Origin of the sequence: Pseudomonas oryzihabitans (genome assembly GCF_001518815.1) — a bacterium.
In the GTDB taxonomy this organism is placed as follows: Bacteria; Pseudomonadota; Gammaproteobacteria; order Pseudomonadales; family Pseudomonadaceae; genus Chryseomonas; species Chryseomonas oryzihabitans_E.
This window is the reverse complement of record NZ_CP013987.1, coordinates 551,011-571,190: the sequence shown is the minus strand read 5'-3', so window position 1 is coordinate 571,190 and position 20,180 is coordinate 551,011. Positions and strand designations below refer to the sequence as shown.

The 20,180-nt window shown below is 65.0% G+C and carries 16 protein-coding genes and 1 tRNA gene; 6 read left to right on the top strand and 11 right to left on the bottom strand.

Annotated elements, in window-relative coordinates; genetic code table 11:
• Positions 1-154 precede the first annotated feature (154 nt).
• On the bottom strand, positions 155-1,108 hold the full coding sequence (locus APT59_RS02630; protein WP_174523122.1) for a GlxA family transcriptional regulator: 954 nt from the start codon (positions 1,106-1,108) through the stop codon (positions 155-157).
• 232 nt (positions 1,109-1,340) lie between these two features.
• A complete protein-coding gene (locus tag APT59_RS02625; RefSeq protein WP_059316810.1) occupies positions 1,341-2,819 on the bottom strand; it encodes an MFS transporter in 1,479 nt (492 codons plus the stop codon).
• A 165-nt stretch (positions 2,820-2,984) separates the two neighbouring features.
• Between APT59_RS02625 and APT59_RS02620 the strand changes: the two genes are divergently transcribed.
• A complete protein-coding gene (locus tag APT59_RS02620) occupies positions 2,985-3,908 on the top strand; it encodes a LysR family transcriptional regulator (RefSeq protein ID WP_059313418.1) in 924 nt (307 codons plus the stop codon).
• On the opposite strand, the gene APT59_RS02615 is transcribed toward APT59_RS02620, so the two are convergent.
• The 5 genes from APT59_RS02615 to APT59_RS02595 all read right to left on the bottom strand — a co-directional run bounded on the left by APT59_RS02615 (position 3,889) and on the right by APT59_RS02595 (position 10,258).
• Complete coding sequence (locus APT59_RS02615; RefSeq protein ID WP_059313417.1) at positions 3,889-5,007, bottom strand: metallophosphoesterase; 1,119 nt, start codon at positions 5,005-5,007, stop codon at positions 3,889-3,891. The genes APT59_RS02620 and APT59_RS02615 overlap by 20 nt on opposite strands.
• 98 nt (positions 5,008-5,105) lie before the next feature.
• A complete protein-coding gene (locus APT59_RS02610; RefSeq protein ID WP_059313416.1) occupies positions 5,106-6,398 on the bottom strand; it encodes an NTP/NDP exchange transporter in 1,293 nt (430 codons plus the stop codon).
• A complete protein-coding gene (locus APT59_RS02605) occupies positions 6,399-7,316 on the bottom strand; it encodes an aldo/keto reductase (RefSeq protein WP_059313415.1) in 918 nt (305 codons plus the stop codon). It lies immediately after the preceding gene.
• 295 nt (positions 7,317-7,611) lie between these two features.
• Positions 7,612-8,688, bottom strand: coding sequence for a UV DNA damage repair endonuclease UvsE (uvsE, locus tag APT59_RS02600; RefSeq protein WP_059313414.1), 1,077 nt, complete (start codon positions 8,686-8,688; stop codon positions 7,612-7,614).
• A gap of 301 nt (positions 8,689-8,989) precedes the next feature.
• Complete coding sequence (locus tag APT59_RS02595; RefSeq protein WP_059313413.1) at positions 8,990-10,258, bottom strand: DUF445 domain-containing protein; 1,269 nt, start codon at positions 10,256-10,258, stop codon at positions 8,990-8,992.
• 449 nt (positions 10,259-10,707) lie between these two features.
• Between APT59_RS02595 and APT59_RS02590 the strand changes: the two genes are divergently transcribed.
• Positions 10,708-10,784, top strand: a tRNA-Met gene (locus tag APT59_RS02590).
• Positions 10,785-11,046: 262 nt separating this feature from the next.
• On the opposite strand, the gene otsA is transcribed toward APT59_RS02590, so the two are convergent.
• Positions 11,047-12,495 (bottom strand): alpha,alpha-trehalose-phosphate synthase (UDP-forming), encoded by a 1,449-nt coding sequence (gene otsA, locus APT59_RS02585; RefSeq protein ID WP_059313412.1) that lies wholly within the window; start codon positions 12,493-12,495, stop codon positions 11,047-11,049.
• A gap of 1 nt (position 12,496) precedes the next feature.
• On the bottom strand, positions 12,497-13,255 hold the full coding sequence (gene otsB / locus APT59_RS02580; protein ID WP_059313411.1) for a trehalose-phosphatase: 759 nt from the start codon (positions 13,253-13,255) through the stop codon (positions 12,497-12,499).
• 126 nt (positions 13,256-13,381) lie between these two features.
• Here otsB and APT59_RS02575 point away from each other — a divergent pair, with 126 nt between their 5' ends.
• On the top strand, positions 13,382-13,915 hold the full coding sequence (locus tag APT59_RS02575; RefSeq protein ID WP_059313410.1) for a hypothetical protein: 534 nt from the start codon (positions 13,382-13,384) through the stop codon (positions 13,913-13,915).
• Positions 13,916-13,928: 13 nt separating this feature from the next.
• Here the strand turns inward: APT59_RS02575 and rimI are convergent, their stop codons facing one another.
• Positions 13,929-14,381: a ribosomal protein S18-alanine N-acetyltransferase gene (rimI, locus tag APT59_RS02570; protein WP_059313409.1), complete on the bottom strand. Its 453-nt coding sequence runs from the start codon at positions 14,379-14,381 to the stop codon at positions 13,929-13,931.
• Entirely contained in the window at positions 14,381-15,208 is an 828-nt protein-coding gene (locus APT59_RS02565) for a hypothetical protein (RefSeq protein ID WP_059313408.1), read from the bottom strand. Before APT59_RS02565 ends, rimI begins: the two co-directional genes overlap by 1 nt.
• A 161-nt stretch (positions 15,209-15,369) precedes the next feature.
• Between APT59_RS02565 and mksB the strand changes: the two genes are divergently transcribed.
• Genes mksB through mksF form a run of 3 tightly spaced genes read left to right on the top strand, consistent with a single transcriptional unit; the run spans position 15,370 to position 20,094 of the window.
• Positions 15,370-16,632: an Mks condensin complex protein MksB gene (mksB, locus tag APT59_RS02560; protein ID WP_059313407.1), complete on the top strand. Its 1,263-nt coding sequence runs from the start codon at positions 15,370-15,372 to the stop codon at positions 16,630-16,632.
• Entirely contained in the window at positions 16,622-17,296 is a 675-nt protein-coding gene (mksE, locus tag APT59_RS02555) for an Mks condensin complex protein MksE (protein WP_059313406.1), read from the top strand. The genes mksB and mksE overlap by 11 nt, the downstream gene beginning before the upstream one ends.
• Positions 17,293-20,094: an Mks condensin complex protein MksF gene (mksF, locus tag APT59_RS02550; RefSeq protein ID WP_059313405.1), complete on the top strand. Its 2,802-nt coding sequence runs from the start codon at positions 17,293-17,295 to the stop codon at positions 20,092-20,094. The genes mksE and mksF overlap by 4 nt, the downstream gene beginning before the upstream one ends.
• Positions 20,095-20,180 lie beyond the last annotated feature (86 nt).

Here is a 20,180-nt window from a genome sequence, read left to right as displayed (position 1 = left end):
ACTGCGGGGCACCAGGCTCCGCAGCCCCTCGACGGTATGCGCCTCTCCTTGCCGATAGGTACGACCATTCTGGCCGCTGCCCAGGCCAGTTGTATGACGATCTACGGCCATAAGCTGCCATCGATGGGCGTGATACCGCCATCGGTGGCCGATTTCAGCTGAACTGGTAGCGGTACTGAGCCGGGGTCAGCCCCAGATGGCCCTGGAAAGCGGCGCGCATGCACCTGTCGCTGGCGAAGCCACTGCGAAAGGCCACCGTTTTCAAAGGCAGGTCACTGGTCTCCAGCAATCCACGGGCGTGATCGATGCGCGCCCGCAGGACGAACTCCAGCGGCGTCATGCCGGTGTCGCGCTTGAACACCCGGGCGAAGTTGCGGGTGCCCATGGTCGCCAGCTCGGCGAGCCGGCTGATCGAATAGGCCTGGTCGATGTTCGCCACGATGTGGTGCTGCACGCGGGTGATGGCGGTGGCCGCCTCGGGCTCGTCGAACAGCGGACTGAACTGGGCCTGCTTGCCCTGCCGCTGTGTCACCACCACCAGCACCTTGGCCACCTCCCGGGCGATTGCCTTGCCGTGATCCTCGGCCACCAGCGCCAGCGCCAGGTCGATGCCGGCGGTGACCCCGGCCGAGCTCAGCAGCGGACCATCGCTCAGGTAGATGTCGTCGGCGGTCACCTGGGCCCGAGGAAAGCGCCGCGCCAGGCGCTCGCGATAATTCCAGTGCGTGGTCACCCGCCGGCCATCGAGCAGGCCGGCGCTGCCGAGCAGAAAGGTGCCGGTGCAGACAGCCCCGTAGCGCCCGCAGCGCTCGGGCACCTGGCGTAACCAGGTGGCGATGTCCGGGTGTGGCTCCAGGTAGGCCCCCGGACCACCGGGTACCAGCAGCAGATCATAGGCAGCAGGCGGCTGCTGGGTAGTGAGATCCGTGCGTATCGTCATGCCATTGGAACAGCGCAGGGTCCGCCGGCGCCCGGCTGCGATGGTCACAATGCGATAGTGGTCAGCCGCTGGCAGATAGCGATTGGCGATGGAAAACACCTCCACCGGCCCGGAGAAATCCAGCATGAGCACCTCGGGGACCAGCAAGAAAGCCACTGTCCTCGTCATGGCGATACATCCTTATCCGTGTTGCAGATTGTCCTTGGACGCTGGGGCGTCCGGGTGAAATTGAGGTGAGGATAAGAACTTACGCCATGAGGGCAAGGGACTTTTTCCGTGTAGTTCACGGATTTCAGCTCACGCCCCGAGTCGAGCGGCAGTCGTCGACAGTGGCCCCGATCAGGATCATCCCGCCGGCGTTTGACGGGATACGCCAGTAGCCCAGGCTTGTCAGATCGCTCTATTTCGCGCGTATGGGCCTCAGCATCACCAAGGTGATCAACCCAATCAGCGCGGTCACGAGACTCGCGCCTTGCAGCAGGGTGTCGAAGCTATGCAAGTAAGCACCTTGGAGCACCCCGGACATAGCCGGAGGTAAATTCTTGAGATCGCCCATCGCCGCTTGCTGAGCCAACGCCTGCCTCGCCGGGACAGACCAATCGGCCAGCGCCTGGGTGAGATGCCTTTCTATCAAGCAGCTCAAGAATGCCAAAGCCAGCGCCAAGGCTACCCCCTCCCCCGCGACTCGAGTGGTATTGAAGATACCGGCCGCCATGCCGGCACGCTCCTTTGGGACGACACTGAGCGCCAGGCCATCCATCAGCCCCCAAGGCAGCCCGGTCCCCACGCCGATCACGGTCAGGTACAGCAGCAGCGGCAGTGGTGCCCCACCCAAGGGTAGGCCGCTGAGCGCCATGAGACCCGCTGCCGCGAGCAGGAAGCCGAGGCCGCAGAGATAACCGGCAGGCAGCCAGCGCGTCAGCCAGGCCGCCAGTAGGGGGAGCACCAGCAGTGGCAGGGTCAAAGCCAGCAAAATTAGGCCCGCCTGGGTCGCCCCCAGACCTTCTACACCGATCAGCCGCAGGGGCAACAGGACGATGAACACGATGTAGCAGACGCAGGTACCGATGGGCAGCAGCTGCACACCGAGAAAGCGCGGCAGGCGAAACAGCCGTAACTCCAGCATCGGGCGTTGACTCCTCAGCTGCTTGCGTACGAACAGCAGCAAACCGAGCGTTGCAAGAAGGAGCAGGGACGTCACTGCCAGCGAGGTCCATCCCTCGCATGGTCCCAGGATGATGGCGGAGGTGAAGGCGATCAGCGTACAGGAGAAGTACAGTACCCCCGGGACATCGAGCTGACTCGCCTGTGGATCGCGACTCTCTCGCAACCATTTCCAGGCGACCAGCGCGGAGCTACCGGCCAGCAAGGCGATACTCAGGAAGATGGCCCGCCAGCCCCATTCGTCCAGCAAGATCCCGGTAAGCAACGGGCCAAAGGCCAGCCCCAGTCCGAAGGTCGTGCCGAGCAGGCTGAAGACGCGCGTGCGCGCCGGCCCCTCGAATTCCTGAGCCAGAGCCGCACTGCCTCCCGCCAAGGCCGCGGCTGCCGCAACGCCCTGAGCGGCTCGCAAGCCGTCGAACCAGAGGATCGAAGGGGCCACCGCAAGCAGCAGGGAGACCAGGGTGAAGCTCGCCACACCGGCGAGAAAGAGTCGCTTGCGGCCATAGCGATCTGCCAGGGTTCCCGCGGCCATGAGCAGACTGCCGAAACTGAGCATGAAGGCATTAGTGATCCAGGCCATGGCCACGGCATCGGCGTGCAACGCTGCGCCTATGGTAGGCGTTGCCACCGCGCCGCCCGTGAAACTCAGCGGTAATACCAAGGCAGCCAGGCAGATGGCGAAGACGATCGGATAGCGAGCGGGCGCCGTGGGCATGGCCACGGCTGGAGACCTGTACATGAAGAAAGTCCTGCGGATTCGACAATTGGCCAAACTGCCGGGGTGAGCGCGCGATGGAGTTTCATCCACCTTATCCAGGACGCAATCAGGGATAAACAGGACTAAGATCCACTGATAACGGAGCCAAAGGATTCAATCAAAATGGATAGCCTGACCAGCCTGGTCGCCTTCGTGAAGACCGCGGATGCCTTAAGTTTCGTCAATGCCGGCCAGGCCATGGGCATCTCGGCCTCCGCCGTCGGCAAGAACGTGGCTAAGCTCGAAGCCTCGCTGCAGGTGCGACTGTTTCATCGGAGCACACGCAAGGTCAGTCTCACGCCGGAAGGCGCCCTGTTCTACGAGCGCTGCAAGCGCGCTCTGGATGAGCTGGAAGATGCCCGGGCGCTACTCTCCCAAGCGGCGCGGACGCCCCAAGGTCGGCTCAAGGTCAGTCTGCCGACCATCGGCTACCGTTTCCTGCTCCCGCACCTTGCGCTCTTTCGCCAACACTATCCGGAGATCGAGCTGGAGCTGGACTTCAACGACGAACTGGTCGACGTGATCGACGCAGGCTTCGATGTGGTCATCCGCAGCGGTGGTCTAGCCGATAACAAGTTGATGGCCCGGCGCCTGGGACCCTTCCGCTTCGTGCTGTGCGCTGCACCCGACTATTTACAAAGGCGTGGGCATCCCATTGCCCTGGCAGACCTGGAGCGGCATGACTGTCTGCGCTACCGCTTCGTGACTACCGGCAAGATCATGGATTGGAGCCTGTCAGCCGACCCACTGCTTAGCCGTCTGCACCTGCCGACCACCCTGGTCCTCAACAACATGGAAGCTATCCTCATGGCGGCGCAGGACGGTCATGGTATTGCCTTCATGCCGGACTTCCTGGTCCGAGAGGCCCTCGCGGCGGGCCGACTGGAGACGCTGCTGGATGCCTATACCCAGGACGAAGGCCAGTTCTGGGCGCTCTGGCCTTCCAGCCGCCATCTTTCCCCCAAGGTCCGGGTGTTCGTCGACTTCATCGAACAGCGGCTGTTCAAGGCGGCTATCAGGGTCAACCCTACCCCCGGCGCAACCTGATCAGGGTGATCTCGCTCGGCGCGCCGAATCTCAGTGGCGGGCCCCAGTAGCCGGTGCCGCGGCTGATGTAGACGGTCAGTCGGCCCAGGCGGTGGATGCCAGCCACCCAGGGTTGCTGCAGGCGCACGAAGTGCATCCAGGGCCAGAACTGGCCGCCGTGGGTATGGCCGGAGAGCTGCAGGTCGGCGCCGGCCGCTTCGGCCTTAGGGGCCGAGCGCGGCTGGTGGGCCAGCAGCAGACGGAACAGCCCTTCCGGAGCACCGGCGAAGGCGGCGGCGGCATCGCTCCTGTGGCTGGGCACGTAGAGCGGTGCCGAATAGTCGGTGATGCCGGCCAGCACGAAGGGCGTACCCTGGTGCTGCAGTACCCGGTGCTCGTCGATCAGCAGGGTCAGCCCCTGCTCGCGCCAGGCCCGAACCCAGGCCTCGGCACCGGAGTAGTACTCGTGGTTGCCGGTGATGGCGTAGGTGCCCAGGCGTGCCTTGAGCTGCTGCAGCGGCAGGAATTCCTGCCGCAACTCGGCCACGCTGCCGTCCACCAGATCGCCAGTGATGGCCACCACGTCGGCATCCAGGCCGTTGACCCGCTCGACGATGCGCTGCAGGTAGCCGGCCTTGATGGTCGGGCCGATGTGCAGGTCGCTGAGCTGGACGATACGCAGCCCCTCCAGGGCGGCGGGCAGTGCCGGCAGGGTCAGTTCTACCTCCTTGACCTTGGCGGTACGCCGGGCGTTGTAGACGCTGCGTAGCGCCACCAGCAGCACGAGGCCCAGCACTACCCAGGCGCTGCCGGCGCGCCAGGCGGCATCCAGCGGCTGGCCGATCAGGCTGGCAAAAGCCACCATCACACCGCGCAGCAGGCTGAACACCGCCAGGCTGGAGAACACGCCCATGGCGATCAGCGCCGCCCAGGCCAGCAGGCGCGAATTCATGTCCCGCGAGCGAAACCCCAGGGGCACCAGGACGAAGGACAGGATCAGCAAGGCCCACAACGGCAGCTGACCGGCAAGGCCGAGGCCGAGATCACCGATCAGGCTGATGCCGATGAACAGGTGCAGGACGAAAAGGACCAGGTACATCATGGCGCGGGAGCGGAACATGGAAGGCTCAGCAGCAAAGAGAAGGTCTCACCTTAGCACCCCATCGACCACGCCCCGGAATTCCGGGTTGTATCCGGCCACAACGATTCAGCCAGCATTCAGCGCCGCTCCGCTTCATTCGCCTGGGCCGCCTGATCCGCCCGCCGGCCCAGGTAGAAGCCGAGCCCGGCCCAGAGTGCCGCGCAACCGGCACCGACGAGGGCCGGCAGCCAGGCACCGTGGCCGAGCAGATCCAGCAGGCTCTTGGCCCAGCCACTGGCGGCGTCACCGGCGCGATAGACCACGGTATCGATGAAGTTCTTGGCCTTGTACTGGGTCTCGGCGTCCAGCGGCGCGAAGAGCATCTCGCGGCCCGGACGGATGAAGGCGTATTCGCCGATTCGCCGCACGATCATCAGCCCGGCCAGCATGGCGAAGGTGGGCAGCAGGGCAAGCCCCACGAAACCCACACACATCAGCAGCGGCACCCCGGCCAGCAGCACCCGCACCCCGAGGCGCTGGGCCAGGCGGCCGGTAATCAGCACCTGACTGGCCAGGGCGCCGGCCTGGACCACGAAATCCAGCAGGCCGAACACCTGCACCTGTCGGGCGCGGTCGGGAAACAGCTCGGCCACCAGCCGTGCCTGCTCGAAGTAGAGAAAGGTGCTGACCGTGGCCAGCAGGATGACGAAGGCACTCACCGCCAGCAGATAGGGCGATGCCAGGACCCGGGTCAGGCCACTGAAGGGATTGCCGGCCACCGGTCGCCGCGGACTCTCGGTCGGCGACGCACCCGGGCGCCCGGCGCCCCGGGTCTCGCGCCAGCCCATCAGATAGGCCTTGAGCCTGAGCGCCAGGAGCAGCAACGCCGCAGCCAGCAGCGCCAGGCCCGCTTCGCCGACCCGGGGCACCAGGGCCGCAGCCAGCACGGGTCCGAGCAGCCCGCCGACGCTGGCCCCGGCGGCGATGAAGGCGAACAGTCGTCGTGCCTGGGCGCCGTCGAAGACATCAGCCATCAGACTCCAGGCCACCGAGACCACGAAGAGGTTGTAGACCGAGATCCAGACGTAGAAGGTGCGCGCCAGCCAGAGGTTGTCGCCCAGGCTGGCGAAGCAGGCGGCGAAGCCCAGCAGGTTGAGGGCGAAGAAGCCGTAGACCCAGTCGACGAAGCGGATCCGCGCCACCCGCGAGTTCAGCCAGGCGAACAGCGGCACGGCGAGCAGCATCACCAGGAAGGTAGCGGTGAACAGCCACTGCAGATTCTCCACCCCACCGGCGATGCCCATGGCCTCGCGGATCGGCCGCAGCATGAAGTAGCCGGCGAACAGGCAGAGGAACAATGCGAAGCCCGCCAGGGCCGCGGACGACTCGCCGGCGCGGGCGTCGAGGACGCGACCGAGCCAGTCCTTCATCTAGGCGAACAGCCCGGCGATGGCCTCACGCTGGCGCGCATCCGGCAGGCGACCACGGCCGGCCTGCAGGTTGTCGATCATGTAGCGCGGATTGCTGGTGGCCGGGATCACGGCCGTCACGGCGGGGTCGGCGAGGATGAACTTGAGCAGCAGCTGCGCCCAGCTGCTGGCACCCAGCTCAGTGGCCAGCGGCGGCAGCGGCTTGCCTCGGGTGCCGGAGAGCAGATTGCCGCGCTGGAAGGGTCGATTGATCAGCACGGCGATACCCTGGTCCCGGCAATAGGGCAGCAGGTGCTTTTCCGCTTCACGCTCCCCCACCGAATAGTTGAACTGTACGAAGTCGACCTTCTCCTTTTTTAGCGTGGCCAACAGATCGTCCAGCGCCGCTTCGCGATAGTGGGTGACGCCGACATAACGCACCTTGCCGGCCTGCTGCTGTTCGCGCAGCAGCGCCAACTGGGTGGCGGTGTCCTGCAGGTTGTGCACCTGGACCAGATCCAGGCGATCGGTCTGCAGTGCCTTGAAGCTGGCAGCCAACTGGGCAGCACCGCGTTGGCGACCGGTGGCCGACACCTTGGTGGCGAGAAAGACCTGTTCCCTGGCCTGGGCGCGCTTCACCAGCTCGCCGGCCACCCGCTCGGAATTGCCATAGCTGGGCGCGGTGTCGATCAGGCTCCCACCACCGTCGAGCAGCGCCTTGAGCACCGCCTGCAAGGGCGCCAGGGCGGCGTCGCTCAGATCGACATCGAGATTGCCCGAGGTGCCCAGACCCACCACTGGCAAGGCCTCGCCGGTGCGAGGGATCTTGCGGGTCAGCAACGGCTCGGCGGCCTGGGCGCTATGCCACAGCCAGGGCGCAGCGGTCACGGCGGCAACCAGGGCGGTGGTGGTCTGCAGGAAATGGCGACGGGTCGGCATGGCGGGCCTCGCGACGGTCGGTTCAGAAGGATGACCCTTGAGTTAAGCGGGTCTTCCGGCCTATCGCCTGATGGGCTCATTGCGGCATGTTGCGAATGCAGGCCCGCCCGTAGGTTGGCGCTGAGCGCAGCGAAGCCCAACAGCGCCCAAGGTTAAACCTCTGCGTTGGGCTTCGACGATGGAGCCGTCTCAGCGCCAACCTACGTACTAGCTCCCGTAGCGTGGACAACGGCGCAGCCTTGTCCACTGGTGGCGTCAGTGCCTACCCGTGGAAAACGCTGCTCGGTTTTCCACGCTACGGGTTGGCGGCATCCTGGCCCGCAAGAATTCCATGATCCGCTGGAGGTAGGCTGCCGTTGCCGCCCAGGTAGCGATCGTAGAAATCCCGCACCGTGACGTTCTTGTGCTTGGCCTCGAACATGATGTCGAAGCGGTCGAGGAACTGGCAGGCGTAGCGGTTGCACCAGTCGTTCCACATCATGTCGCTGTGGGCATAGAGCACCCGCTTGCTGATCTGCTGCAGCAGGAACTTGATGTCGATCCGCTCGGTGGGCGAGACGCCCATTTCCATCAGGGCCTCCGGCGGCTGGGAGTAGTGCATGGCCGGACGCACCCCGCGCCAGCTGTCGAGGATACGCTCCACGCGCGGCTCCCAGGGGTCGATGTAGGCTTCCTCATGGATCCAGCAGTGGTGGATGTCCAGCACTACCGGGGCGAGATCGGCCAGCTGCAGGCAGTCGTCGACACCGTAGGTCTTTTCATCGTTCTCGAAGGTGATGCAGTTGCGTGCCTCGGTGGAGAGACGCGGCCAGATCGCGCGGATGCCAGGCACGCCCAGGCGGCCGGCGATGTGCACGTTGCACTTGAAGTCCTGGAATTTCTGGCCGTAGCCCATCAGCCGGATCATGTCGGCGTGGTATTCGAACTCCTTCAGGCTGTTTTCCACGACCTCGGGGCGGTCCGAGCCGAGCACGCAGAATTGCCCCGGGTGCAGCGACAGTCGCACATCACGACGACGCGCCAGCTCGCCCAGGCGGCCAAAGCGGTCGGCCAGCAAGCCCTGCAGCTCTTGGGAGCGGTAGAAGTAGGCGAACTCAGGGTGGCTGTAGAAGGGCAGCAGATCGCTGCTCAGGCGCAGCATGCGCAGGTTTTCCGGCCGGTCGGCGACATGCTCGACGAATCTCAGCTGGGCATCCAGGTTGTGGGTGACCACGTCCAGCAACTTGGCCTCGGCCACGGCACGCTCGACGCTACCCAGCCAGCGCAGGGTGGTGGTGCGGGTGTTGAAGGTCCGCTCGATCTGCTCCAGTTCCTTGAGCGACAGACTGCGCTCGGGATGACGGTACATGCAGGCGAAGCCGATTCGATACATGGGGCGCTCGGGACAGTGACTATCAGGATTAGTCCGCGCGCCGCCGTCTGGGTGCGGGTGGGGTGATGGGTGGCGGGGATGACCTCATCAAATAACCGTAGCGTGGAAAACGGCGCAGCCTTTTCCACGTTGAAAGGCGGGGTTTGGGCACACCCTTTCCCCGGCTCACATCCAAGAGGAGAGGACGGGTACGGCAACAGAATTGAGCTATTGGCACTCGAAGCATCGCGGCCATGGGCCGCTCCTACCAAGCGTGATTTTCTGTAGGAGCGGCCCATGGCCGCGATCAGGCTGGAAAACCCTACCCCGGCCCCAACCAAACCGTCAGGGCATGCAGCACCAAGCCCACCAGGCCGCCCACCAGGGTGCCGTTGATGCGGATGAACTGCAGGTCCTTGCCCACACTCTGCTCCAGCTGCTGGACCAGTTCGCCGGTGTCCCAGGCCGCTACCCGGTCGGCGATGTAGTCGCCGATGCGGCGCCGATTGCGGTCGATGAAGGGCGGCGCCACCGCCATCAGCTGCTCGTTGATCCAGCGGCGCATGGCCTCGTCGCGACTCAGGGTTTCACCCAGCTCGGCCAGCAGTCGGCCCAAGCGGCGGCGGATGCGCGAGTCCGGGGCGGCAAGATCGGCCTGCAGCCAGTTCACCAATTCGTCCCACAGTTCTTGCAGATAGCCAGCCAGCGCCGGATGCGCAAGCAACCGATCGCGCAGCTGCTCGCCGCGCAAGCGGAAGGCCGGGTCCTGCTTGAGACGTTCGATGAAGCCGACCAGATAGCCATCGAAATGCCGACGTAACTCGTGCTCGCGGTCATGGCTGATCTCGCCGATGAGGCGCGATACCGCCTGCACCACCTTGATCGCCGACCAGCGCCCGACCCGCTCGTCCAGCCCCAGGTATTTGAGGGTGCGCAGCTCACCACCGATGGTGCGGGCGATCAGCGCCTGGGTCTCCTCGTCCTGCAAGAGCCGGTCGATTTCCTGCAGCACCTCGTCGAGCACCGCCTGGTGACGGTTGTCGGCGGTCAGCATATCGAGCAGCTCGCCGGACAGCGCCGCCACATCCAGGCGCTGCAGCCGCTCCACCGCCATCCGCCGGATGAAGGCCTGCACCCGTACTTCGCGCAGGGCTTCCAGAGAATAGCGGGCGACACCGGTGGCCTGACTGGCGACGGCAGCAGCGTTGTCCGGCTGGCGCAACCAACCCGCCAGGCGCGTGGCGGCGTCCAGCTCTTCCAGCTTGGCCAGCACCTGGGGCGTGGCGAGGAAATGCAGGCAGATGAAGTCCGACAGCTTGCGCCCAACTCCGGCCTTGTTACGCGGAATGATGGCGGTATGGGGAATCGGCAGGCCCAGCGGATGGCGGAACAGTGCCGTCACCGCGAACCAGTCGGCGATGGCCCCGACCATGGCCGCCTCGGCGAAAGCGGCGGCGTAGCCCCAGGCCGGATGGCTGGCCGCCAGGGCAGTGGCCAGGCAATAGAGCGCTGCCGCCAGGAACAGCAGTAGCAGCGCGATGAGCTTCATGCGCCGGACCGGGGTGAGGCCGTCGCCGGAGAGTTTGGTCATGGAGGCAGGGATATCCTCGCGAAGAAAGGTCCTTGCATCCTACCCCAGACTAGCGCCTGACCCAGCGCTCCTCCTGCGCCGATCCGCTGACCTGACTTGCGCCATTGGGATCCGCCCCCGTACACCTACGGCCTCACCTTGTGCGCATCAGACTTTGTTCTGAGGCTCACCACACCACCAGGCCATGAAGCATCCAAGGATGCCTCCCCTGGCATTCCTTTCCTTGCCAGCATAGCGCTACGACAGCGCCGTTGGTTCTCGTGTACCTGGTGAAGTGCAATAAGCCGACAGGGTAAGCGGCATCAGCCATCAAGAGAGTCAGAATCTCTCCAACGCATATTGCGTCGTGGAAGTCATAGCGGTGCCAAGCAATTGATCGACAACCAAAAAATTCTCTCCCTGAAAGCTTGACAGTCACCGGCGGCTTGCCAATAATGCGCGCCTCGGATGGCTACGTAGCTCAGCTGGTTAGAGCATAGCATTCATAATGCTGGGGTCCGGGGTTCAAGTCCCTGCGTAGCCACCACCTATTTCCAAGGGTCAGCGTAAGCTGGCCCTTTTTTATTGCCCGGATTTTTCCGCTGCCCTGAAAAAGCCTGACCGCGAGCAGATCAAGGCACGCGGTTACAGGGCTGATGCCGCCCCTTCATCCCCTCTCCCTCTGGGAGAGGGCTAGAGTGAGGGCATCACCACTTCCCGCCCTCCATTCCAAGACTCAGCTCAAGACGGCTTTTTCGCCCCCATGAAAAAGCCCGACCTAAGCCGGGCTCAATCAAACCGCAAAAAGCTTACAGAGCGACCTTCTGCTTGCTCTCCGTCTCTTCGTCGGCGACATCCTGGGTATCGATGGACTGTACCAGCGCCTTGGAACTGAAAGCTCGCAGGTCACGCAGGAAGTTGTCGCGCCAGGAGGCCAGGTCCGCCTTGCGGATCACCCGCATCATGTCCTCGTAGCGCGACTTGCGCTCTTCCAGCGACATGCGCAACGCCCGGTCCAACGCCTCGGCCATGCCGACGTGATCATAGGGGTTCACGATCAGCGCCGAATTGAGCTCCCGCGCCGCACCGGCAAAGCGCGACAGCACCAGCACACCGGGATTCTCCGGATCCTGGGCGGCTACGTACTCCTTGGCGACCAAGTTCATGCCGTCGCGCAACGGGGTCACCAGACCCACGTCGGACGAGCGGAACAGCCCCATCACCGTGCGCCGGTCATAGCTCTTGTTCAGGTAGCGGATCGGCGTCCAGTCCAGCTCGGAGAAGTGGCCATTGATATGGCCGGCATGGCTCTCCAACTGACGGCGAATGTTCTGGTAGGACACCACGTCCGCCCGCGACGAGGGCGCGATCTGCACGAACTGCACGGCCCTGTGATGCTCGGGGAAGTGCTCCAGCAGTTTTTCGAAGGCCTGAAAGCGCTCCACCAGGCCCTTGGAATAGTCGAGACGGTCGACGCTGACGATGGTCTTGTAGGGCACGCCCTCGATGCTGCGCGAGATGAACTGCCGGCGCGTGCGATAGGACTCCGCCTGCTTCTGGATCACGTCCGGCATCACCCCGATGGGATAGACGCCGACGCGGAAATTGTGGCCATAGGCGGTCAGGCTGCCATCCTTTTCCAGCACGCCGCGTACCTCACGGGTGATGTAATCCTGGAAGGCCAGCTGATCGGTGTCGGTCTGGAAGCCGATCAGGTCATAGAAGCACAGGGTCTTGAGCAATTCGTTGTGCGGCGGGATGGCGGTGAGGATCTCCGGCGCCGGGAAGGGAATGTGCAGGAAGAAGCCGATGCGGTTGCGAATGCCCAGCATGCGGCAGGCTTCGGCGAAGGGAATCAGGTGATAGTCGTGCACCCAGATGATGTCATCGGGCTTGAGCAGCGGCTTGAGGCGCTCGGCCATCGCCATGTTCACCCTTCGATAGCCGTCGTACTCTTCGCGGTTGTAGCGAGCCAAGTCGATCCGGTAGTGGAAGATCGGCCAGAGGGTGGCGTTGGAAAAGCCGCGGTAGTAGTGGTCGTAGTCGCGCTTGGTCAGGCCGAAGGTCACATAGTCGATGTTGTCTTTGGTCTGGGTCTTGGCCGGCCCGTTTTCCTTGACCGTCTCGCCGTTCCAGCCGAACCAGATGCCACCGGACTTGCGCAGGGCATCCAGTACGCCCACCGCCAGACCACCCGCGGTCGCCTTGCCCTCCTCGATCGGGGCTACCCGATTCGATACCACCACTAAACGGCTCATCCTAATCTCCTTGCTTATAATGTGGCGCGAGGTCGCGGCTTAGCTGTTGCAGCCACAGGGCTACCGCTTCCACCGAAGGCAGGCGGGTCTTGGCGACCGTCTCTCCTTCCCCCACCTTGATGGTCAGACCGCCTCGCGCATTGACGACGTCGAACCCCTCTTCATCGGTGCGATCGTCACCGAGAAACACCGGCAGGCAGCCGGCAAAGGGTTCCAGTTCGAGAAAACGGGCAATGGCCTCGCCCTTGCTCGCCGCGGCGGGCTTGAGTTCGAAGACGCATTTGCCGGGTTGCAACTTGAATTCGGGATGATCGGCCGCGATGCCTTCGGCGAGCTCGCGCACCAGCGCTTCCTTTTCCGGCGCCTGACGATAATGCAGGGCAAAGGCCACGCTCTTGCGTTCGAGCAGCAGGTCCGGATGTTCGGCCAGGGCCGCTTCCAGACGGGCACCGACCTGCGCCAGCACCTCAGCGTCCAGGGTCACCCGATGGGTCTCGCCCTGGGGATCGCGCCACTCGGCGCCATGCACCCCCGCCGCGGCCAGCCGCAGCGGCGCCGTGAAGCCGTCGATCTCGGACAGCGGGCGCCCGGAAACCACGGCGACGCCATGGTGGCGCGCCAGCTGTTCGAGGGCAGCGAGGGTTTCGGCGGGAATGAAAACCTGTTCCGGACGTGGCTGCAATTCTGCCAGGGTGCCATCCAGATCGAAGAAGAAGGCCAGCGGCTGGCCCGATGAGGTAAGGCTGTCGAGGTCAATCATGGAAGGTACGACTGCCGGGTCACCGTATGGTTCGTTCACACCTTCTGGCGGCACCGAGGAATTCCCCTTGCCGGAGCGTAGTCCGATTCAGGGAGATGCTCTAGCAGCCAGCCTTTGGAGACCACCATGAACAAGCCCGACATCACCAAGACCCCCGAAGAGATCGACGACATCCAGGACCGCATGGGCGACATGCGCGAACTCGACTTCAGCGATCGCAAGGACGAGCGCGGTGGTCGCATCGGCGACGAAATGGATGAACGCGATTACGCAGGGCAATTCCCCGAGGAACGCGTGCGCCAGGCCGGGATGACCGGTGGTGAGACCCTGGATCACCAGCCCACCATGGATGACGCCAGCCCGGAAACCCTGCTGGACGAAACCGGCGCCCGCTCGCCAAGCGACTATGGCGATGCCTGGCCCAATGACAAGGAGCTGAGCGTGGTCGAGGACAGCGACATCGGCGGCGGCTCAGGCCAGGACGAAGCCGAACTCGGTCGCAGCCATCCCCTGGACGGCGAGGCCTGGGACGGCGAAGCCGACGAGCCCAACGAAGCCGAAACCCAGAGAGACGCCCGCTACGCCGATCTGGACGCCAACGACGAAGACCTTGCCGGTGACACCAGCCTGGATCTGGACGAAAAGCGCACCGATCACTGAAACCGCTGAAGGCCTAGTCGAGCAGCGTACAGGCCATCACCAGCGCATCTTCCCGGCCGCCGACCGCGGGATAGTAGTCCCGCCGGCGGCCGATATCGTTGAAGCCATAGCGTTCGTACAGCCTGTAGGCCGACTGGTTGCTGGCGCGCACCTCCAGAAAGCACTCGTTGGCCTTGGCCTTGCGCGCTTCCTGCAGCAGATGCTCCAGCAGGCACAGACCGAGACCGCGGCCCTGGCTTTCGGGCTTGATGGTGATATTGAGCAGATGGGCTTCGTCGAGGATGACGTTGATCACCCCATGCCCGACCTGCTGGTCGCCCGCCAGCATCACCCAGCAGTCGTAGGACTTGAGCGCATCCAGGAAGATGCCACGGGTCCAGGGATGGCTGAAGGCCTGATATTCGATCTTCAAGACCGTGTTCAGATCGGCTTCGGTCATCCGCCGAAAGCTCACCGCATCGTTCATTACTGTCCCATCCAGCGACGCCGCAGTGGGCGCATGGCTTGCCAGAGCGCGGCCTTGGTGGCCGGCTCCTCCATCAAAATGTCCAGCCCCGGTACCAGCCAGGCCGGTCCCAGGGCCGTGTCCTGCTCCACGCCGGTCAGCTGCATATCCTCGACACCGCTACAGCGCCGCGCCGCGCCGCCGATCAGCCAGAGACCCAGACCTTCACCCAGCCGCTCCTGATGCCCCGAGACGAAGCTCTGCACGAATTCGCAGGCCGCCGCCGGCCCCTGGTCGAGTTGACCGCTGTTGAGCAGCGGCCAGCGAATGGGCTCCTCGCTGACGATTCGCGGTGTGTCCGGCAGACCGGCAGCGCGCAGCAGATCCTTGAGCAGCAGAGCGGCCGGATCGCGTGAACCCAGGGTATCGCCAGTCGGCAATTCGAGCAGCAACAGGCAGCGCCCGGCCTGCAACAGCTGCAGGGCGAAGCGAGGCGCCGGCTCGCGCGGTGGTGGAGGCGCGCGCTCCGGCTCCGCCTCGACCATCGTGGCCGCAGCCGGCTTTACTGCGCTGGGTCGCGGGATCTCGATGCGCGGACGATTCGCCGCCGGTGCCTCGACTACTGCAGCGGCTGGCGCAGCCTTGGCCACCGGCTCCGGGCGTACCACCCGGGCGGCGACGGGCGCCTCCTCCGGTTCCTCGACCCACAGGGCTTCCGGCCGCGAAGGTGCGGCGAAGGGCAATACCGTACGCGGCACCCAGACATCCAGCTGCAACGCCTGCAGATAGGCGCGACGACGCGCCTCGGCGGCAAGCGAGGGGCTGGCGGAAGGGGTGGGATCGGACATGGGCGGATCCTTCGGACACGCGAGGGAATTATGCGGGGCGGCATTGTCGCCCGGATCGCCCTGGATCGAAAGGCCACCCTGCCCATCGGTCCCACCGCGATCACACCGAAGGCTCTGGCGTCTGGAGTACAATGGCGCTTTTGTCTGGTGCGGTCCCCGCCATGATCGACCCCAAACGCGTCCTGCGTACCCTCGCCGAACACTGGCACCTCATCGACCCGCTGTGCACCCACTTCGACAGCGGTACCCTGGGCCTGGTCGAACTGCGCGCCCGCCTTGCCGAGCAGTTGCCCGAACGCACGCCTGCCGACCTTACGGCGCTGCTGGACACCTGGATCCGCCTCGACATCCTGGTGCCGGTGGCCAAGAGCCCCAACCGCTTCGAACTCAATGGCCAGATCCACGACTTCCTCGGCTACCTCAGGCGCGAGCACCGCCTGGGCCTCTGCCTGGAGATCGAGGCCTACCTGCGCCACCTGGAACGCCTCGCCGGTCACATCCGCGAAGCCTTCGACAACCGCGACGGCCCGGACCTGGCGCGCCAGCTGCGTCTGCTGGACATGCGCGTGCGCGACGTCCTCAAGAAGCTGGCCAACGATGGCCATGCCCTGGAAGGCGTGGCCGAGCGGGCCAAGACCAGCGATCGCCAGATCCCCCTGCGCCAGCGCTATGCCGAGGTGCTGGCCACCTGGGACGAGTACGTCGAGCCGATGATCCAGCTGGTGGCCGCCGACGGCGCCTTCGAACGTGGCGTGCATCGCGTCGAGCAGGTCCTGCTGCACCTGCTGGGTGAACAGCAGCGCCTAGGCCACCTGGTCGACGACGACCTGCTGCTGCGCACCCAGGCGCGCATCCTGGAGATGCACAACGCCGCCCAGCTGGCCCTCAGACGCGCCCGCGAACTGCTCTTGCCGCTGCGCGAAGAGGCACGCCGGCACAACGCCGTGACCCGTGGCGCCGCCCTGGCCCTGGCCACCATTCGCCGCAAGGGTCTCGACGCCGTGCCCCAGGCCGCCTTGCCTCTGTTCAGCAGGCCACAGAGCGTCTTCCTCGGCACCACCGCCCAGGTGGAAAGCTATGTCTACGCCCTGGCCCGCTTCGAGCCCAAGCCGGCGCGCTTCCCCAGCCAGACCAGTCGCCCGCGTGACAGCGAACGCCCGGCCGCGCCCCGTACCGCCCGCGAGATGCTCGATCTCTGCCAGGACGCCCTGCCGCTGCCCGACCTCATGGCCTGGCTGCTGGAACAGGAGCCGGCCGGCGACACCGACGAGCTGCTCTACTGGTTCTCGCGCCTGTCTCGGGATACGCGCTTCCAGCGCCAGCGGCTGGATCGTCGCCACTACGACACCCTCGAACACCGCGTCAGCCTGTGCTCCTACGCCCTGACCGCCCGATCTCTCGCGAGCGATGCCCATGCAACTTGATCTCAACGAAATGACCCAGCTCGCCCCCATCTTCCGCGAGCTGTTCAAGGGCTATCACCTGTCCCGCAGCGAGCCCGAGAGCTACGCCCAACTCAGCCAGCTGCAGGACCAGTACCGCGCCCTGTTCCGCGCCCTCGGCTTCGAACTGGTCTGCGACCCACGCGGCTTCTACTATTTCGTCCCCGAGCAGATGGGTGCCCAGGTCAACAAGACCGCCCAGCGCCTGGCACTGTTCACCTTCATCCTGGTCGAGCACCTGGCCGACCAGGGCCGCGACCCCTTGGCCGTGCTCGACGGCGGCACCCTGGGTCGGCACGAACTGCCGGCCCTGCTGGACAAGTACCGCGATCTCTTCCTGCAGGCCGAGGTGACCACCCAGGAAGAGCTGGAGGAAAAGATCCTGCGCCGCCTGACCCAGCTCGGCTTCGCCCTGGACAGCAACGGGACCTACCGCTTCCTGCCGCCCATGCACCGTTTCCTGGATGTCTGCCTGACCGTGCAGCAGGACCGCGACCTGGCCGCCGGCCTGCATGCCAGCGATCTGCCGCTGCCGGCTCCGACCCTTGCGGGCGATGAGGACAGCACCGAGGAGAGCGCCGACGAGGATGACGAAGAGGCCGCCCTGGCCCGCGCCATCGTCGCAGAACGGGAGTTCGACCTATGATCCGCTACGGCATCAGCCGCTTCGCCCTGCTCAACACCGCCGGCTACAGCCTCGGCCTCTTCCCGCTGGAACAGCCGCTGTCGGTCTATGGCGCCAACAACCTGGGCAAGAGCGCCTCGATCAACGCCCTGCAATTCCCCATCCTGGCGCGGCTCTCCGACATGAGCTTCGGCAAGTACAGCAACGAGCAGTCGCGCAAGTTCTACTTCGCCACCGACACCAGCTACATCCTCATCGAATTGCGCCTGGCCCATGGTCCCCACGTCATCGGCGTGGCCGGTCGCGGTCCGGGCGGAGGCTTCGGCCACCAGTTCTTCGCCTATGCCGGCGAGCTTGACCTGGCCCACTATCAACGTGACGGTGCCTGCCTGCGCCAGCGCGAGCTCTTCGCCAGCCTGGAGCGTGCCGGCCTCAAGGCCTACGAGGTCAAACCCGAGGAGTTACGCCGCCTGCTGGTCGGCGGCCACACCAGCATTCCGCTGGATTTGACCCTGATCCCGTTGCGCTCCACCAGCGAACAGAGTCTCAAGACCTTCCGCGCCCTTTTCATTAACCTGCTGCACATGCGCGAGATCACCGCGGCCAAGCTCAAGCAGCTGTTTCTCGACGCCTTCGAGCACAGCCTGAGATCCGGCAGCGTCGACTACATCGCCGCCTGCGAGGAAGCCTTTCGCGACGTGCGCCGCATGGAGCAGGATTACCAGTCCCTGGTGGCCGCCGGCCCGCTGGTGGAAGCCCTGGCCAATGGCGTCGAACAGCGTGACCGCCTGAGAGGCAAGCTGCACCGTCTCTCACCCCTGCTCGACAGCCTGCTCGGCACCTGGCAGCACTACGCGATCGACCGTCGCGACGAGTTGCTGGCCCAGACCGAGCACTACCGCCAGGAACAGGACGGCCTGCAGCAGAGCCAGCGCGACGGCACCAGTGAGCTGATGCGCCGCGAGCGCGAGATCAGCAGCCTGCAACGCTGGCTCGCCGACCTGGCCCAGCTCAAGCACCGCTTCGCCCTGGTGGACTCCACCGTGCCTCTGGAGGCTCAGTTGCTGGCGGCCAAGGACGCCCACGACGAACTGGCCGGCGCCCTCTCCCAGGCGCGTCAGTTCAGTAGCGAAGACCTCGACCAGCGCGTCCGCGAACTGGAACAGCGCCTCAAGGGCATACGCCAGCAACTCGACCACGCCGACAACAACAGCTACGCCCGCCTGCGCGAGGAATTCAGCCAGGCCGACGTCGATCGCCTGATGCGGCTGTTCAATGGCCAGCTGTTCAGTCTGCCGCTGGGGGCCAAGGGCGTCGAATTGGCCGAAGACGGCAGCTGGGTAAAGACCTTCGAAGGCATCCTGGCGCGTTTCCAGGGCGATCGCCTCGAACTGCCGGGCCTGTCCCTCGACCTTTCGGGGATAGAGCCGCCCACCCTGCAGGCCCTGGCCGATCGTGCCGCCCTGCGCGACCAGAAGGATCGCCTGGAGCGCGAACTCAAGCAACTCAAAGCCCAGCAGGGCGTCAGCGTCGATCGCCAGGCCAGCAAGGCCCAGGCCGAAGCCCTCTACCAGCAGGTCCTGGATGCCCAGAAGGCCCTCGAAGACTTTCGCCGCTGCCAGACCCTCAGTGCGGAGGAAAATGAAAAGCTCGAACAGCTGGCTCAGCTGGAAGCCGCCCAGGACGAACTGAGACGCGCTGGTGACGCCTTCACCGAACGCGTCCAGCAACTCTCTGCCAAGCTGCAGCTGATCGGCCGGCAACTGGCCGATCTGGAAGCCAAGGACCGCACCCTCGCCGACGCCCTGCGCCGCCGGCAGCTGCTGCCCACCGACCTGCCCCAGGGCACGCCCTTCATGGAAGCGGTGGACGATTCCCTGGAGAACCTGTTGCCGTTGCTCAACGACTATCAGGACACCTGGCAGGCCCTGCAGCGCGCCGACACCCAGATCGAGGCGCTCTATGCCCAGGTGCGGCTCAAGGGCGTAGCCAAGTTCGACAACGAGGAAGACCCCGAGCGTCGTCTGCAGCTGCTGGTCAATGCCTATGCCCATCGCCAGGACGAAGCCCTGACCCTGGCCAAGGCCCGTCGCGCCGCCGTCACCGACATCGCCCGGACGCTGAGAAACATCCGCAGCGACTACGACAACCTGGAACACCAGCTGCAGCTGTTCAACCGCGAGATCAACCGCAAGCAGGTCTCCAACCTGGAGAGCTTCCGCATCGTCCTGGCGCCCAACAAAGAGGCGCTCAAGCACATCGACCAGATCATCCACAGCGCCGGTCAGTACGAGGAGGGCGAAACCCTCTCGGTGTTCGATCTCACCCAGGACAGCAGCCAGGACCAGAAGAACGAGGACGCCAAGGAATACCTGGCCCGCCTGGTAGCCGCCAACGGCAACCAGCTCGGCCTCAAGGACCTCTTCGAACTGGCCTTCGAGATCACCAAGCAGGGTGGTCAGCCGGTCCTGCATACCGACATCGACGGCGCCGCGTCCAATGGCACCACCATGACCATCAAGGCGCTGACCAACATGTATCTGCTGCTGCACCTGATGGACCGGGAGCAGGCCGCCAAGATCCGCTTGCCCTACTACCTGGACGAAGCCGCCGACATCGACGAACGCAACCAGCAGGCCCTGATCGAGACCAGCCAACAGTTGGGCTTCGTGCCCATCCTGGCCAGCGTCAAACCCCAGGTCAGCGCCCAGGTAGCCATCGACCTCGAAGGCGGCAGCGGCCCCGGCGGCATCTACATCGATGAAGCCGACTGGAAGTACATCGCCAAACGCGACCTGGCCCTGCCCGACCCCGCTTGAGCCCTTCCAGAACGCAAAAAGCCCGGCGTCTGCCGGGCTTTTTCTTGCTCTCGTAACGCTGTCGTAGGTTGGGCTGAGCCTAGCGA